Source organism: Chromobacterium haemolyticum DSM 19808, from assembly GCF_000711885.1.
GTDB classification, from domain to species: domain Bacteria; phylum Pseudomonadota; class Gammaproteobacteria; order Burkholderiales; family Chromobacteriaceae; genus Chromobacterium; species Chromobacterium haemolyticum.
The window spans coordinates 47,377-63,119 of the sequence record NZ_JONK01000028.1; the positions used below are offsets into that span (position 1 = coordinate 47,377).

Sequence of the window (15,743 nt, forward strand, 5' to 3'; positions counted from 1 at the left end):
TTCAGGGCGCGGGGATTTCCAGCACCTGCCAGCCTTCGTTGCGGGCCTGCAGGAAGTTCATCACCGAATCCACGGTCACGGTCTGGATGCGGTCGGCGTAGCGCATCTCGTTGGGGTGGTCGTCGAAGGCGACATTGGCCTTGAACATGCGCCCCCCCAGCCGCGTCAGCGGCCCCAGCTTGAGTTCCGAGGGCGCGTAGCCGTTGAGCTTCAGCCACATCTGCGCCTGTGCGCGGTTGGCGATGCGGGCTTCCTGGCTGGCCGAGGCCGCCAGCGTTTCCAGCACCCAGGTGTTGGAGTTTTCGTAGCGGGTGGCGAAGGGATAGGCCAGCAGGCTGTACTGCGGGGTGTGCAGTTCGCGCAGCAGCGCCACCGACTCGAAGGAATGCATATCGTCGAGGAAGAAGTTGCCCAGGCCCTCGTACCACAGGTCGGAGCTGGCGCTGCCGCAGTCGTTGAGCAGGTGGGCGACGCGCCAGCGGCCTTCCGCTTGGCGGTAAGCAATGCCGACATGGGTGTAGCGCAGCTTGAAGCGCGACAGGTCCTGGCCGACGCGGCCGATCACCGCAACGTCGCCGCCGCTGGCGTCCAGCTTTTGCCGCAGTTGTTCGGCGGCGGCCATCGCCTTGCCGAAGGTGGCCGGGGTGATGGTTTGCTCCTCGCAGCTGCGGCCGGCCAGAGCGGCTTGCGGCAGCAGCAGGCAGAGCGCCAGGCCGAGGCCGGCGAGACGGGCGGGCAGAGCGTCAGGACGGGACACGGTTGTGCTCCAGAAGGGTCTCGCCCAGCTTGTTGGGGATGAAGGCCAGCACTTTGCCGGAGGTGACCAGCATGGTGCCGCTGGCCACCGCGCTCACTTGCACCGAGGCGCCGACCGCCGCGCCGGTGGCTTTCAGCGCCTTGCCGGATAATTCCACCACCAGCTTGGCGCCGCCTTGCACCGCGTCCAGCGACATCTTGACGGTGTCGCCGGCGCCTTGGGCCAGGCCGGTGATCACATAGGCGCTGCCGGTGACCGCCAGCACCGGAGCCAGCAGCGATTCGCCCTTGCCCTGGGCGCTGCCGGCCACGCTGATTGCCGGGGCGGTGACGATGGACAGGGTGCCGACGGAGATTTTCTCGGAGGCGGTGTCAGTCTGGGACAGGCCGGCCCAGGCGGGCAGCGCGGACAGCAGCAGGCTGGATAGCAGGAGGGCTTTGAGCATGGATAATCCTGGATCACGGAAATGACGCCAGCTTGCCCATTTTATGACGAAAGGGCAATGCTCAGCTTTGGCGCAATAGTGCCAACAGCGCCGCGCCGTCCAGCCGCGCGCTGAGATCGCCGCCGTCCAGCAGGCTGTCGGCCAGCTCGCGCTTGCTGGCATGCAGCGCCACGATTTTTTCTTCTATGGTGTGCTGGGCCACTAGCCGGTACACCGTGACCGGCCGCTGCTGGCCCATGCGGTAGGCGCGGTCGCTGGCTTGATCCTCCACCGCCGGGTTCCACCACGGATCGAGGTGGATCACGTAGTCGGCGGCGGTCAGGTTGAGGCCGGTGCCGCCGGCTTTCAGGCTGATCAGGAATACGTCGCCGTCGCCGGCCTGGAACGCGTCCATGCGCGCCTTGCGTTGCGCGCCGGGCACCGCGCCGTCCAGGTATTGGTAGCGGATGCCCTGTTCGTCCAGCCACTGGCGGACGATGGCGAGGTGGTCGACGAATTGGCTGAACACCAGCGCCTTGTGGCCGTTGTCCAGTAGTTCCAGCATCAGTTCGCGGAACAGCGCCTGCTTGGAGGAGGGCAAGGCGCTGTCCGGCTGGGTCAGCGTCGGGTGGCAGCAGAAGCGGCGCAGCCGGGTCAGTTCGGCCAGCACCTGCATCGCGCCGCCCTCGGCTTCGCCCGGCTGGCCCAGCTTGTCCAGCGCCTGCTGGCGCATCGCCTCGTAAACCTCCATTTCCGCCTCGCTCAGCGGGATGGCGCGGGTGATGTCGGTGCGCGGCGGCAGCTCGGTCAGTACCTGTTGCTTGGTGCGGCGCAGCAGATAGGGGCGGATCAGCGCTTTCAGCGCTTCGCGGGCGTCCTCGTCGCCGTCGGCGATGGGTTGGGCGAAGCGCTGCTGGAATTTGTCCTCGCTGCCCAGCAGGCCGGGCGCGACGAAGCGGAACAGGCTCCACAATTCGCCCAGATGGTTTTCCACCGGGGTGCCGCTGGCGGCCAGGCGGAAATCGGCGTAGAGCGCGTGGGCGGCCTGCGCGCGCTGGCTGGCGGCGTTTTTGATCGCCTGCGCCTCGTCCAGCACCACGCTGGCCCAGCGCAAGTCGGCGAAGGCGTCGGCGTCGCGCTGCAGCAGACCGTAGCTGGCGACCACCAGATCGCCGGGGCCGGCGGCGTCCAGCCGTCTGTGTTGTTGGTAGGGGAGCAGCCGCAGCCCGGGCGCGAAGCGGGCGGCTTCGGCCAGCCAGTTCAGCGCCACTGAAGTGGGCGCTACCACCAACTGCGGGCCGAGCGCGGCGCGACTGAGCAGGAGCGCCAGCGTCTGCACCGTCTTGCCCAGGCCCATATCGTCGGCGAGGCAGGCGCCGGCGCCCCAGTGGGCCAGCCGCGCCAGCCAGTTGTAGCCTTGCAGCTGGTAAGGCCGCAGCGTGGCGCGCAAGCCGGCCGGCACTTCGGGTTCGAAGTTTTGCAGCGATTGCAGCCGCCGCCATTGTTCATTCCAGCCCGCGTCGCCGTCGAAGGCGCCGGCCTCGGCCGCCAGTTCGCCCAGCCGGGGCGCGGCCAGCGGGCTCAGGCGCAGGCCGCCGGGCCCGGCGTGGTCGGCCAGCAGCGTCAGTTGCCGCAGGCGGGCGGCCAGGGAGTCGGACAGCGCCAGCCAGTCGCCGTCGGATAGGCGCAGGTAGCGGCCGGATTGGCCGGCCAGCGCCTCCAGCAGGTGGCGCAGCGCCAGAATGTTGCCATCGTCCAGCCCCAGTTCGCCGTCCACTTCCAGCCAGCCGCCCTTGCGTTTGGCGCTTAGTTTCAGTTGCGGCAGGCCGACGCCGGCGCGGATGCGCTGGCGCTGGCCGGACGGCCATTCGCATTGCAGGGTGTCGGCGTCCAGCGTCTGCAATTCGGCCAACAGGTCCAGCGCCGTCTGCTGGCCGTCCACCACCCATTCGTCGCCGTCGCGGCGGGCGGCGGCCAGGGTTGGGCAGGCGGCGTGAACCCTGCGCTGGCGGGCGCGTTCGGCGGCAAGGTCGCGCTTGAGCTGCTGCGCGGCGCCGTCCACGCTAACCACCAGGCCGGGCGCGCCGCGGCCGGGCGCGTACAGTGCGCTGGCCGGGTGCGGGCGCACTTTCAGCTGCAGCCGCAGGCCGGCGTCGTCCAGCCGCAGCAGCGCGCGCAGCGTGGCGTCGGCCGGCTGGCTGGGCAGGCTGTCGTCGAAGCTGGCGCTGACGTCGTGCAAGGGCAAGTCCGGCGCGATGTCGCGGATGGCGTCCAGTACTTTCTTGCGGGCGTGCCAGGGCAGGCTCAGACTGTGGCCGAGCAGGGCGGCAATCTGGCGCACTTCCTCGTCCAGCCGGTAGACCGCGAGCCGGTCCGGCGTGAGCTTGCGCCACAGCACGCCGGCACAGGCGGCGATGCCGGGCGGGCTCAGCCGCAGCGTGATCTGTTCGCCCTGGCGCTCCAGTTCCAGCGCCACTTGGCCGGCTTCCATCCGCAGCGGCTGTTCCGGCGCGTCGGCCCAGTACAGCGCCGGGTGGCCGACCAGCAGCGGCAGCGCGGCGAGTGCGTCCAGCGCCGCATGGCCGTCGGCGGCGATGTCGGCCTGCAAGGCGGCCAGCGCGGGCAGGATCAGCCGGTCCTGGCCGCTGAGCCAGTCCAGGTTGTCTTGCTCCGCCAGCAGTCGGGCCAGCGGCAAGCGCCGGCCGCGGCCATAGCCGTCGGGGCCTCGTGTTTGCGCGCAGGGCTGCAGCTCGACGCCGGAGGCTTCGACGCGCAGCCGCCAGGCCAGGCGGGTGGGGGAGAGGGGCATGCGGGAAGGCGCCGCCGCGCGGAACGCGGCGGCTTTCAGGTTTAAACGCGGCTCAGCGCGCGGCCGGCGGCGGCAATGGTTTGCTCGATGATCTCTTCGCTGTGGGCGCTGGAGACGAAGCCGGCCTCGTAGGCGGACGGCGCCAAGTAGACGCCTTCGTCCAGCATCGCGTGGAAGAAGCGCTTGAAGCGTTCGATGTCGCAACGGGTGGCTTCGGCGTAGGACTTGGGCGCTTGCTCGCTGAAGTAGAAGCCGAACATGCCGCCCACGCTGTCGCTGCTCATGGTCACGCCGGCCGCGCGCGCGGCGTCGGCCAGGCCCTGGGCCAGGCGCGCGGTGCGGCGGCCCAGCGTTTCATGGAAGCCCGGCTGCTGGATCAGCTTGAGGGTGGCCAGGCCGGCGGCCACCGACAGCGGGTTGCCGGACAGGGTGCCGGCCTGGTAGACGTTGCCCAGCGGCGCGATGCAGGCCATGATGTCGGCGCGGCCGCCAAAAGCCGCCAGCGGCATGCCGCCGCCCACCACCTTGCCCAGCGTGGTCAGATCCGGCTTGACGCCGTGCAGGCCCTGGGCGCAGTTCAGCGCCACGCGGAAGCCGGTCATCACTTCGTCGTAGATCAGCACCGCGCCGTGTTGTTCGGTCAGACTGCGCAGCGCCTGGACGAACTCGGCCGACGGCTGGATCAAATTCATATTGCCGGCGATCGGTTCCAGGATCACGCAGGCGATCTGGCCGCCGATTTCGCGGAAGGTCTTGTCCAACTGTTCGACGTCGTTGTACTGCAGCACCAGGGTGTGCTTGGTGCAATCGGCCGGCACGCCGCCGGAGGATGGGTTGCCGAAGGTGAGCAGGCCGGAGCCGGCCTTCACCAACAGGCTGTCGGAGTGGCCGTGGTAGCAGCCTTCGAACTTGACGATCAGGTCGCGCCCGGTGAAGCCGCGGGCCAGGCGGATCGCCGACATGGTGGCCTCGGTGCCGGAGGACACCAGGCGAACTTGCTCGACCGAGGGCAGCAGCTTGCGGATTTCCTCGGCGATCAGCACCTCGCCCTCGGTGGGCGCGCCGAAGGACAGGCCGCCGACGGCCGCTTCCTGCACCGCGCGCACCACGTCCGGGTGGGCGTGGCCGACGATGGCAGGACCCCAGGAGCCGACGTAGTCCAAATACTGTTTGTCGTCGGCGTCCCAGAAATAGGCGCCTTCGGCGCGCTTGACGAAGCGCGGCGTGCCGCCGACCTGGCCGAAGGCCCGCACCGGCGAGTTGACGCCGCCGGGGATGGATTTCTTGCCACGTTCAAACAGCTCCAGATTGCGGGACATGTGCGTTTCCTTGTGGGCGGCCGCGGCCGCGGATGTAGGTTCGGATTGGGGCGGGCGCGGAGCCCGTGCTTAGCCGCTATTTTAACCGAGGCCGACGGCGGGAGGGTGTGGATAAGTCAAACCTCGGCCTGAGTGCTGTGGATAAGATTGGGGGAGGCTACCAGCGGCTATAGGGGGTCTTGGACAGATAGGCGTTGGTGTAGCGGCCGTCCTCGGTGACTTCCTCGCCTATCCAAGCGGGCTTGTCGAAGGGAGTGCTCTCATCCGGCAGCTCTATTTCCGCCAGCACCAGTCCGGCGTTGTCGCCGAAGAACTCGTCCACTTCCCAGATGAAGCCGCCGTGTTCGATGCGGTGGCGCAGCTTGTCCACCACCATCGGACACATCGCCCCCATGATGGTTTGCGCGTCGGCCAGCGGTACCGGGTATTCGAATTCGTGGCGGCTGACGTTGCTGATATTGCTTTTCAGCGTCAGCCAAGCCTGATCGCCGACCACGCGCACGCGCACGGTGCGCTCTTTTTCCACCGATAGATAACCCTGGCGGTATTGCACGCCGGGGGCCAGGCCGCGCCAGTCGTTGCCGACGACGATGAAGCGGCGTTCGATTTCCACTGCCATTTTATGCGTACTCCTAGGAGCCGGTTCAACGCCGTATCGCCAAAGCGCGGCAGGCATTGAACCGGTTCTAATGGGCGATCTGTTCGCCTTTGGGTTTACCGCAGGCTTCCGCCCGAGGCGAGATCTGCAGATACAGCGACAAGCTGCTGCGCTGTTGTTCGACGCCGCTGGCTTGCCCGTAAGGCGAGCTGCGCTGTGGCCAGCTTCCCACCAATTCCGGCTGCGTCCCGATCAGGGTCTGGGCGCTGACCACGCGCTTGCCCTCCTGATCGCTCCAGCTGACGCTGGCGTTCAGCAGCGGCTTGTGCTGGGCGCGCACCGCGGCGACGGTGCCGCCGATGCTGAGCAGGGCGTCACCCACCTCGCGCTGCCCGGAGAAGGCGCCCTTGGCGTCCACGCACATCGGCAGCCGCAGCAGCTCCGCGCCGTCGCGGCGCAGCGTGGCCACCACTTCCGGCGGCAGCGCCGGTTTGGGCGGCAGCGGGGTGGCGGCCCAAGCGGGCAGGCAGCCCAGCCACAATGCAATCCATTTGCACATGCGATCCCTCTCCTCAGAATGGTTTGACCACCACCAGAATCACCACCGCCAGCAATACCAGCACCGGCAGTTCGTTGAACACGCGGAACCAGGTATGGCTGCGGCGGTTGGTTTTGGCGGCGAAGTCGCGGTAGAGCTTGCCGCACCAGCCGTGATAGCCGACCAGCAGCAAGACCAAGGTCAGCTTGGCGTGCAGCCAGCCGCCGCCTATGCCGAAGCCCAGCCACAGGCCAAGGCCGGTGGCCAGCGCCAGCGCGCCCAGCGGGGTCATGAAGCGATAGAGCTTGCGCGCCATCAGCAGCAGGCGCTGGTATTCGGCATCCTGCTCCGCCAGTGCCAGATTGACATAGAGGCGCGGCAGGTAAAACAGCCCGGCGAACCAGGACACCACGAAGAAAATGTGGAAGGCTTTCAGGTAAAGGTAGCTCACGGTGTTTTTGTCGCTGAAGTGGGGGCTTTCGCGGACCGATGGACGGCGCGGAGCCGGGCTTGGCCGGGCGCGTTCACGCCGAGGCCTCGTAGCGTTGTCTGACGGCCTTGGGCAGCTTGGCCAGCACCAGCCGGCGCGCATCGGCGATGCCCGCGTGCAACTGTTCCAGGCTCAGCGCTTCCAGCGACGACACTTCTATCCAGCGCGCCCGCGCCAGATACGGCGCCGGCCGCACGCCGGGCAGGCCGCTGAGGACCAGAAAATCGTCGGCGGCCACTTTGTACATCACGTTATCCTCGTGGAACAGGGCGAACATCTTGCGTTCCAGGCTGAGCACGCGCCGGGTTTCCCACTTGATGTCGAACTCCGCGCCCGGCAAGGCGCGGGCCTGGGCCAGCAGGGCGTCCACATCCTCTTTGCGCAAGGCCATGTTCAGGTTTTTTTAGCCGCCTGATACAGCGGCATCACTTGCGGAATGCGCTGTTGCAGGTCGCGGATGCGGGTGGGGCCGGACGGGTGGGTGGACAGGAATTCGGCGCCGCCGCTATTGCCCGCCGCCATCATCTTGTTCCAGACATTCACCGCGGCGTTGGGGTCGTAGCCGGCGCGCGCCATCAATTCCAGGCCCATGATGTCGGCTTCGGACTCCATGGTGCGGCTGTTGGGTTTTGACAGCGCCACGTCGGCGGCCATCGCGGCCATGTCCATCTGGTTCTGCTTGAGCCCGGCCACCGCGCCCACCAGGGACAGGCCCACTTGCTGCGCGTAGGCCTGGCTCATGCTCTCGCGCGAGTGCTCGCGCAGCGCGTGCGAGATTTCGTGGCCGATGACGGCGGCCAGTTCGGCGTCGCTCAGCTTGAGCTTGGTGATCAGACCGGAGTAGACCATGATCTTGCCGCCTGCCATCGCGTAGGCGTTGGGTTCGTCATTGCGCATCACATTGACTTCCCAGCGCCATTTGGCGGCGTCGGGGCGGAATACCGGCGCTTGGGCGATCAGGCGCTGGGAGATCTTGCGCACCCGCGCTGTCATCGCCGCGTCGGTGTTGAGCTGGCCGGCGGCGCGCGCCTTGCCCAACTGCTGGGCGTAGGACTTGGCCGACATCTGCTCCACTTCCTGGCTGGACAGCAGCATGGTTTGGCCGCGGCTGACGCCGACGGCGCCGCCCTGGGTGGTGTTGACCTGGGCACAGCCGGCGAGGGCGGCAGCGGCCAGCAGGCCGGCCAGGGTTTTACTCCAGAAACTTTTCATTGCGGTATGGCCTCTTGAGCGCCCGGCTCCGTTTGACTGGCGAGCGGCGGCGCGGCGGGATATCGCGGCGGGCACGGGTTGAGCCGGCTCAGATTTCCACCATTTCGAAATCGTCCTTGCGCGCGTCGCAATCGGGGCAAGTCCAGTTGGGCGGAATGTCTTCCCACTTGGTGCCCGGCGGGATACCATCCTCCGGACGGCCGGCTTCCTCGTCGTAGATAAAGCCGCAGATCAGACACATCCAAGTACGCATCGCATCACCTTGTGATCGAGTAAAACAGTTATTCTAAGAGTGGTCCGCGAGACTGACAATGCGCCCGCCGGCCGCTCCGACCCTATACAGAACTAAGAGGTTTCAGTCTTGACCACTCAGCCCACTCCTCCCGTGGTCCTTACCCTGGCGGGCTCGGACCCTTCCGGCGGCGCCGGCATCCAGGCCGACATTCTGACGCTAGCCAGCCTGGGATGCCATCCTTTGTCGGTGATCACCGCGATTACGGTGCAGGATACCGTCGGCATCAATGACTTTATGGTGTTGGACGCGGACTGGGTCAATGACCAAGCGCGTTTTCTGATGGAAGACATCCCGGTCACCGCTTTCAAGATAGGCATGCTGGGCAGTGTGGAGAACGTGGCGGTAGTGGCGCAGCTGATTGCCGACTACCCTGACATCCCGGTGGTATTGGACCCGGTGCTGGCCAGCGGCGGCGGCCACGAGTTGGCCGACGAGGACTTGATCGCGGCGATGCGCGACATGTTGATTCCGCAGGTGTCCATCCTGACGCCCAACAGCATTGAAGCGCGGCGCATCGCCAGCAACGACGCGGACGAGGACGAAGACCTGACCTTGGAACAGTGCGCGCAGCGCATCCTGGCGCTGGGTTGCCCGCATCTGCTGATCACCGGCACTCACGAAAACACCAAGGAAGTGGTCAACCAGCTGTACGGCCCCGGCGGCCTGGTGCGTTCCGATTCCTGGGAACGATTGCCGGGCAGTTACCATGGCTCCGGTTGCACGCTGGCCTCGGCCATTGCGGGCATGCTGGCCACCGGCCTGTTGTTGCCGGAAGCGGTGAGAGAAGCGCAGGAGTACACCTATCAAGCCTTGCTGAACGGCTTCCGGCCCGGCATGGGGCAGTTCTTGCCGGACCGCATGTTCTGGGCGCGCGGCGACGACGAGGATGACGATGCCGGCCAGGCTTAAGGGACTGTACGCGATCACGCCGGACACCGAGGACAGCGCGCGGCTGTTGAGCCTGGCGCAGGCGGCTGCGCCGCACATCGATATTCTGCAATACCGCAACAAGAGTCCTAACGCGGCTTTGCGTCTGGAGCAGGCGCGGGCGCTGGCCGAGCTGTGTCGGCGCCACGGCGTGGTTTTCATCGTCAACGACGATGTGGAGCTGGCGGCGCGCGTTGGCGCGGATGGCGTGCACCTGGGACGAGACGATGCCGCCTTGAGCGCGGCGCGGCGGCGGTTGGGCGCAGGCGCGTTGATAGGCGCGTCTTGCTACGACAGCCTGGAGCGGGCGCGGCGGGCGGTGGCGGCCGGCGCCAGTTACGTCGCCTTCGGCGCGGTGTTTCCGTCCGGCACCAAGCCGGACGCGACGCGCGCGGGGCTGCGGCTGTTTGCCGAGGCGCGAGGCTTGGGCGCGCCCTTGGTGGCGATAGGAGGCATTGATGCGGGCAACGCTGGACAGGTGCTGGCGGCCGGCGCGGACGCGATCGCGGTGATAAGCGGCGTGTTCGGCGCGGCGGATCCGGCTGGAGCCGCCTTGGAACTGGCGGAAATTTGCCGCCGGAGCGGACGCTGAAAGCAAAACCGCCGCGCATGGCGCGGCGGTTTGATAATGCTCTGGTTCTGGTTTGGTGCCTGTTCGCGATTTTAGATTTGGCTGGGTCGCGAACTGCCGTCAATCAAAGCCTTGCTGACCTCGCCGGGCTTGATGATGCCGTGCTCCACGCTGTAAGCCAACAGCTCAAGCAAGTAGTCGTGCCGGAAAATCAAGGAACCTTCCCATTCGCTGCCTTGCGCGCCTTGGATGGCGGGCAGGGTGATGATCACGCGTTCGCCTTCTATCGTGTCCAGCGCGAAGGCTTCCACGTTTCTGGCGATTCCCGATAACGATCTTGCAGAATGCTTGCCATAATTCAAGGCGCGTATGCTCATTGCTGACTCCTGTCGCATCATGGTTTCTCTTTGGCCCGCGTTGATCCTGAAATGGCCGCCGCGACAGCTCCCTGGCGTCGCGTTGCCGGCGCGGCCGTTTGAGGCGGCGCGCATGACGGAAGTCGCGGTTTGTGTTGCGCAGGGGGCCTGGCGGCGTTTCAAGTATTTTTTTGTCGAGCGGCCCGCATCTTGATAATGCGCCGCAGCGTCGCGCTGGAGAGCGCGGGCTGGCGGGATGCTTCAGCCGCTCAGGTGTGCCGCGTGATTGGAGCGGCGATGCCGGTATTGGGATGGCAGTCCGGTTGCGCGGCTTACCGCTCCAGGCTCAGAGCATAGCGTTTTTATGCTTATGGGGTAACTCCAGAAAAATGGAGAATGCCCCGTTGGCGATCACAATTGCTTGGAGCCGATCAGCCGGCTGAAAAGCGATGTCGGCATTTTTCGGTGCATGCCGGCGGCAATCAGCGCGTCGCATAATTCAGCGCGCCGCTGAGTGGGCAAGCCCAGTTTTTCGCAAATATAGTTCTTGCTCTTGATAATAGAATCCGCCACACGGGTTTTAGGCTTGGGGCGATATTTGTTCATGAAGTCGGCTATTTGCTTGAAGTCCCAGTTCAGCAACATCAGGAAGCAGACTTCCTGTTCGTACTCCGTCAATTCCACATCAAGCAGTTTCAATTCGCCTTGTACTTGCTCTATGCTGCAGCCGGCGCCGAATTCCAAAATGTAATTGGGCATCAGATTAATGAAGTTGGCGATTTCAATTTCATGAGCGTAGTAGATGGTGCCCAGAATGGAGCGCGTCGCCTCGTGCTTGAGCAGGTGCTTGGAGAACACCCGCGCCTTGAGGCCGTCCCCGTATTCATGCACGTTGAGAATGGAGACTTTGCGTGTAGGGTCGCAGGCCCTCATCAGAGCCAAGTCTTCCTGTACATAGCAATCGGCGAACTGGGCAGTGCCTTCGCAGGGCATTTCCTTATCCAGACGGTCCACTACATCATCTCCACGTTTAAGCGCAACGATCCTGGCGTAGGCGTCGCTGGATGCCAGATGGCGGGAGTTGACGTCTTTTGCGCCGACGATCATGTCGGTTTGGCAGGAGATCTGGGAAACGGATTGGCGGAACTGAGCCACGAATTCGCTTTGTTCTTCGGAGAAGTGTTCAGGGGATACGAGCTGATAGTCCATAGTGTACGCCTGGTGCGGAGGTTTGTAATGTAAGGGTGCGCCGCGCTAGCCTCGCTGCCGCGTTGGCTGCGCCTTACGATCTGCTGTGAGTCGCTAGAGACCGTGTGCGATGCGTGCCGTCTTCGAAATGCTGGTGTACTACCTGTGCATGCCGCTTTCTTAGCCGTTTTCGCCTTGTCTCGCTCTTGTTCTCTAAGCTTTGAACAGGCTCTAAGTTGGGCACTTATAGATTTTTTGTTTCGATAGTGTCAATGCGAATGGCCGTTTGGCCTTGATTAACTGTACTAAAGGATTAAAGTGCGCGGAGACCGAGAGAAATGCGAGCAGATTTGAAATAATTGATCGCGTTTAACCGTTCTTTTGTCCGAATTTACAGTTTGTTAGGAATGTCATGAAGGTGATTGATTGGAAGTTGGAGCTTGAAAACGGCGTTTACGACAAGAGCGTGGGCATCAAGATTTTGAAATTGGCCGGCGATGCCGGCTTCAGCACTTATTTAACCGAAATCGCTCCCGGCGTGGCGATCAACGGACATTATCATCGCCACGGCGACGAGCATTACCATATCGTCAGCGGCCGCGGGGAGATGAGGCTGGTGGATGTGGCGACCGGAGCGGCGCGGACCCAGGCCGTTGCGGAGCAGAGTTCCTTCGTGGTGCCGGCCAATACCCAGCATCAACTGAGCAATACCGGCGTCGCGCCGCTGGTGTTGATGTTCAGCTGTCCGGCCAGCCACCTAGCGGACGATCGACATTTTCTGTAGCGGGCGGCGCATCAAAGCGGAACAGCTCGGCAGGGGTGTCGTGGGTGATGCGTCGGCGGCGCTCCATGTCGGGAAGCCATTGTTCCAGTAGTTCCAATGTACGGGCGTAGCGGATGGAGCCGAACTGGGTATGAGGCCAATCGCTGCCCCACAGCAAGCGCCCCGGTCCCAGCGCGCTGTCCAGCAACGGCAGCGCGGCGCGTGCGATGTCCTCGCCGCGTCCGGCCAGGCCGTTGCGATAGGCCGCGGAGATTTTGACCCAGATGCGGCCGCTGGCCGCGCCGGCGTCCAGCATGCGCCGGAAGCCGGGATCGTCCACCCCCAGCGCAGGATGCGGCCTGCCGAAGTGGTCGATGACCACCTTGACCCCGGCGTCCAGCAGCGGCGGAAGCAAGAGAGGCCAATCCTGCGCCGCGCGGTGCACCTCCACTTGCCAGTCCAGGCTGGCGGCATGCGCCAGACAGCGGCGCCACGCCGGTGAATTCAGGTCCGGCAGCGGGCGGCCGATCAGATTGAGCCGCAGGCCGACGACGCCGGCGTCGTCCATGGCGCGCATGGCCGGCAGCGGGCAGTCCGGCGCTATCACCGCGATGCCGCGCAGCCGGCCCTCGCTCTCGCGTAGGCCCTGCAACAGATAACGGTTGTCGTTGCCCAGAAAGCTGGGTTGCACCAGCACGCCGCCGGTTATGCCAAATTGGTCCAGTTGCGCCAGATAGGCCTGCAAGGGCGCGTCCCGGTAGGGCTTGTAGCGCAGCGGGGCGGCGCCGATCTGCCGGCGCAGGAAGATATGGGCGTGCCCGTCTATCATCGGCGCCGGGTTCAGCCGCAGGCCTGACAGGCGGCGTCGCGCGCCGCGCTCAGGCCCAGCGCCGCGTCGATGTCGGCGGCGTTCAGCACTTTATGCCGGATGCTGTGGGACAAGAGGGCGAGCAGGTAATCGCGCCGGAAAATCGGCGAGCCCTCCCATTCACTGCCGGCCGTGCCCAGGATGATGGGCGAGGTGATGATGACTCGCTCACCCTGGATGGTGTCCAGGGCGAACTCGTCATCGGTGATCTGGTTGGCGATTTCGTCTAATGCCATGGTGACCTCACAATTTCGATGAAATGGCGCGTTTGCCGTTCAGGCCGGAGCGCGGGCGTTGCGGGGTTCCGGCCCGCGCGGGTCCGGCTGCGCATCATTCAGCGGCTTGCCCTTGGTCTCCGGCAGGCAGAACACGGCCAGCGCAACGATGGAATAGGCAATCGCGGCGCTGACGCCGATGGAGGCGCCCAAGGTCCAGCCGTCGCTCAGATAACCCACCAGCAAGGGAAAACCGGCGGAGAGGATGCGGCCGAAGTTGTAGCAGAAGCCCACGCCGGCGCCGCGCATGCCAGTGGGGTAGATTTCATTGAACAGCGCGCCCAGGCTGGAGGGGATGCCGGCGGCGAAGAAACCCAGCGGGAAGCCCAGAAACAGCATCATCGGATTGCTCAGCGGCGCAAACACGTAGATCAGCACCGTGGCCACGCAGCAGACTGAGAACAGCAGCAGGTTGAGGCGGCGGCCGATGCGGTCCAGCAGGTAGGCGCTGGCCATGCAGCCGCACCAAAAGGCGACGATGATTACCGCCAGATAGCCGCTGGTGCCGAGAATGGACAAATGGCGCTCGGTCTTGAGGAACATCGGCAACCAGGTCATCAGCGCGGCGTAACCACCGTGCGCGCCGACGCCGATCAAGGCTCCAATCAGAGTCATGCGCAGCACGCCTGGCTTGAAAATATCCAGCAGGGGCACCGTGGGCGCGGCCTTGCGTTCGCTGCGCGGCGGCTCCGGGATATGGCGGCGGATATAGATGATGAAGAAGGCAGGCAGGATGCCGATGCCGAACATCACGCGCCAGGCGATCTCCGCCGGGAACAGCAGGAAGATCGCCGAGTAAAGCAGCACCGAAGCGCCCCAGCCCACCGCCCAGGCGCTTTGCACCGAGGCCATCGCCTTGCCGCGGTGCTCCGGCCGAATGATCTCCGCCATCAAGACCGCGCCGGCGGCCCACTCGCCGCCGAAGCCGAAGCCCTGCAGCGCCTTGAACACCAGCAATTGTTCGTAGTTTTGAGCGAAGCCGGACAGCAAGGTAAACAGCGAGAACCAGATAATGGTGATTTGCAGCGCCAACACTCTGCCGATGCGGTCCGATACCGCGCCCATGATCCAGCCGCCCAGCGCCGACGCCACCAGAGTCACGCTGCCTATCATCCCGGCTTCAGCCTTGCTCAGGCTGAAGGCGGCGATCAGCGCCGGAATGGCCAGGCTGAACATTTGCACGTCCAGCGCGTCCAGCGCCCAGCCTCCGAAACAGCCCCAGAAGGTTTTGCGTTCGCCCGGCGAGACCTGCTTATACCAATGCAACATGATGCTGCCCTTTATGGTTCTTGCTTATTGTCGATGCGCCGCCTTGCGCCACTGCCATGGCGCGGGCGGCGCGGAATCAGCGGATGTCCGCCTGGTAACGGAACTTGTCGGCGCGGCCGCGCACGCTGCGCCATTCCAGCGGGCTGCCGTCGTAAGCCTTGGCCAGGCGTTCCAGCACGATGGCTGGAGTGCCGGGCGCGAGTTGCAGCAGTTCGGCGTGCGGCGGGGCGATGGCTTCCGCGGTCAAGGTTTCGCGCGCGGAGGCCACCACCTGGTGACAGCAATCCTCATACAGCGGATACAGCAGGTCGCCGAAGCTGGGCAAAGGAATCGCCAGCAGAGCCTGGAATCGCGTCGCCGGCAGCCAGATCGATTCGGCCAGCAGCGGCTCGCGGTCCAGGTAGCGCAAGCGGGTCAGATGGATGGCCTGCCCGCCTGGAGAAAGTTGCAGACTGTCGGCAATGGCCGGCGGCGGCGTCAGTTGCTCGCGGTGCAGGATCTTTGCTTCAGGGATGCGGTAATTGCCCGCCGCGTCGTGAAAGCGGAAAAAGCGCAGCAGCGAGGATTGGAAGTTGGCCGGTTTGATAAAGGTGCCTTTGCCCTGACGGCGTTCCACCATCTCGTCGGCCACCAATTGGTCCACCGCTTTGCGGATGGTGCCGATGGACGTGTGGAAGCGTCCCACCAGCTCCGCTTCGGTGGGGATGGCCTCACCGGGTTTCCACACCCGGTTGGCGATGTCGCGGGCCAAAGCGTCACGCACTTGCTGGTACAGGGGCAGGCGAAGATCCGCCTGACGCATGTCTGTCATATGGTCATATATATGAATTAATTTGATGGCCGCAACGATGACAAATTAATGAACGCCAAACAAGAGCTAAAACGTTTTATCAGGCCAAATCTGTACTAAAGGACGGTGTTTCTGCGTGAAGACGCGGGGGCGGGACGGGAAGACGGCGGACAGTCCCGGCGATGCCGGGCTTGAGAATCTGTTCAAAGCCTCGTGGGCAAGAGAGAGGCAGGGCGAAAACGGCTGAGAAAGCGGAATGTCTGGGGGTACATGAGCATTTCGAAGATGCCATGT

At 64.9% G+C, this 15,743-nt stretch carries 19 protein-coding genes; 3 read left to right on the plus strand and 16 right to left on the minus strand.

The features are described from left to right. Position 1: 1 nt before the first annotated feature. From BR71_RS15410 to BR71_RS15455, 10 genes are all read right to left on the minus strand, one after another. A complete protein-coding gene (locus tag BR71_RS15410; RefSeq protein WP_244269649.1) occupies positions 2-757 on the minus strand; it encodes a DUF2145 domain-containing protein in 756 nt (251 codons plus the stop codon). After that, entirely contained in the window at positions 744-1,202 is a 459-nt protein-coding gene (locus BR71_RS15415; protein WP_043639380.1) for a hypothetical protein, read from the minus strand. Before BR71_RS15415 ends, BR71_RS15410 begins: the two co-directional genes overlap by 14 nt. A gap of 61 nt (positions 1,203-1,263) precedes the next feature. Next, complete coding sequence (locus BR71_RS15420; protein WP_052370654.1) at positions 1,264-3,990, minus strand: DEAD/DEAH box helicase; 2,727 nt, start codon at positions 3,988-3,990, stop codon at positions 1,264-1,266. Between the two features lie 41 nt (positions 3,991-4,031). Next, the gene (hemL, locus tag BR71_RS15425; RefSeq protein ID WP_043639383.1) at positions 4,032-5,309 is read right to left on the minus strand and encodes a glutamate-1-semialdehyde 2,1-aminomutase; all 1,278 of its coding nucleotides are present in this window, start codon (positions 5,307-5,309) and stop codon (positions 4,032-4,034) included. Positions 5,310-5,466: 157 nt separating this feature from the next. After that, a complete protein-coding gene (locus tag BR71_RS15430) occupies positions 5,467-5,928 on the minus strand; it encodes a CYTH domain-containing protein (RefSeq protein ID WP_043639386.1) in 462 nt (153 codons plus the stop codon). 67 nt (positions 5,929-5,995) lie between these two features. Then, positions 5,996-6,466: a hypothetical protein gene (locus BR71_RS15435; protein ID WP_043639390.1), complete on the minus strand. Its 471-nt coding sequence runs from the start codon at positions 6,464-6,466 to the stop codon at positions 5,996-5,998. Positions 6,467-6,479: 13 nt separating this feature from the next. Beyond that, on the minus strand, positions 6,480-6,896 hold the full coding sequence (locus BR71_RS15440) for a CopD family protein (protein ID WP_043639393.1): 417 nt from the start codon (positions 6,894-6,896) through the stop codon (positions 6,480-6,482). 73 nt (positions 6,897-6,969) lie between these two features. Next, a complete protein-coding gene (locus tag BR71_RS15445) occupies positions 6,970-7,326 on the minus strand; it encodes an MmcQ/YjbR family DNA-binding protein (protein WP_043639396.1) in 357 nt (118 codons plus the stop codon). Positions 7,327-7,328: 2 nt separating this feature from the next. Further along, entirely contained in the window at positions 7,329-8,147 is an 819-nt protein-coding gene (locus BR71_RS15450) for a M48 family metallopeptidase (protein ID WP_043639399.1), read from the minus strand. Positions 8,148-8,235: 88 nt separating this feature from the next. Beyond that, positions 8,236-8,400 carry a rubredoxin gene (locus tag BR71_RS15455; RefSeq protein ID WP_039756174.1) on the minus strand — a complete coding sequence of 55 codons (165 nt, stop codon included), beginning with the start codon at positions 8,398-8,400 and terminating at the stop codon, positions 8,236-8,238. Between the two features lie 108 nt (positions 8,401-8,508). Between BR71_RS15455 and thiD the strand changes: the two genes are divergently transcribed. Both thiD and thiE read left to right on the plus strand, forming a co-directional pair. Continuing rightward, entirely contained in the window at positions 8,509-9,351 is an 843-nt protein-coding gene (gene thiD / locus BR71_RS15460) for a bifunctional hydroxymethylpyrimidine kinase/phosphomethylpyrimidine kinase (protein ID WP_043639402.1), read from the plus strand. Next, on the plus strand, positions 9,335-9,961 hold the full coding sequence (gene thiE, locus BR71_RS15465) for a thiamine phosphate synthase (RefSeq protein ID WP_043639405.1): 627 nt from the start codon (positions 9,335-9,337) through the stop codon (positions 9,959-9,961). Before thiD ends, thiE begins: the two co-directional genes overlap by 17 nt. Positions 9,962-10,032: 71 nt before the next feature. Here the strand turns inward: thiE and BR71_RS15470 are convergent, their stop codons facing one another. Next, positions 10,033-10,317 carry a hypothetical protein gene (locus BR71_RS15470; protein WP_143330286.1) on the minus strand — a complete coding sequence of 95 codons (285 nt, stop codon included), beginning with the start codon at positions 10,315-10,317 and terminating at the stop codon, positions 10,033-10,035. Positions 10,318-10,707: 390 nt separating this feature from the next. Further along, complete coding sequence (locus tag BR71_RS15480; RefSeq protein WP_043639413.1) at positions 10,708-11,505, minus strand: hypothetical protein; 798 nt, start codon at positions 11,503-11,505, stop codon at positions 10,708-10,710. 391 nt (positions 11,506-11,896) lie between these two features. On the opposite strand from BR71_RS15480, the gene BR71_RS15485 reads away from it, so the two are divergent. Further along, positions 11,897-12,268 (plus strand): cupin domain-containing protein, encoded by a 372-nt coding sequence (locus BR71_RS15485; protein ID WP_043639416.1) that lies wholly within the window; start codon positions 11,897-11,899, stop codon positions 12,266-12,268. On the opposite strand, the gene BR71_RS15490 is transcribed toward BR71_RS15485, so the two are convergent. From BR71_RS15490 to BR71_RS15505, 4 genes are all read right to left on the minus strand, one after another. Continuing rightward, positions 12,222-13,076, minus strand: coding sequence for an amidohydrolase family protein (locus BR71_RS15490; protein WP_052370655.1), 855 nt, complete (start codon positions 13,074-13,076; stop codon positions 12,222-12,224). The two genes, BR71_RS15485 and BR71_RS15490, sit on opposite strands and share 47 nt — an antisense overlap. Positions 13,077-13,087: 11 nt before the next feature. Beyond that, complete coding sequence (locus BR71_RS15495; RefSeq protein WP_043639420.1) at positions 13,088-13,351, minus strand: hypothetical protein; 264 nt, start codon at positions 13,349-13,351, stop codon at positions 13,088-13,090. A 39-nt stretch (positions 13,352-13,390) separates the two neighbouring features. Continuing rightward, positions 13,391-14,659: an MFS transporter gene (locus BR71_RS15500; protein WP_052370657.1), complete on the minus strand. Its 1,269-nt coding sequence runs from the start codon at positions 14,657-14,659 to the stop codon at positions 13,391-13,393. 76 nt (positions 14,660-14,735) lie between these two features. Continuing rightward, positions 14,736-15,470, minus strand: coding sequence for a GntR family transcriptional regulator (locus BR71_RS15505; protein ID WP_196783821.1), 735 nt, complete (start codon positions 15,468-15,470; stop codon positions 14,736-14,738). Positions 15,471-15,743 lie beyond the last annotated feature (273 nt).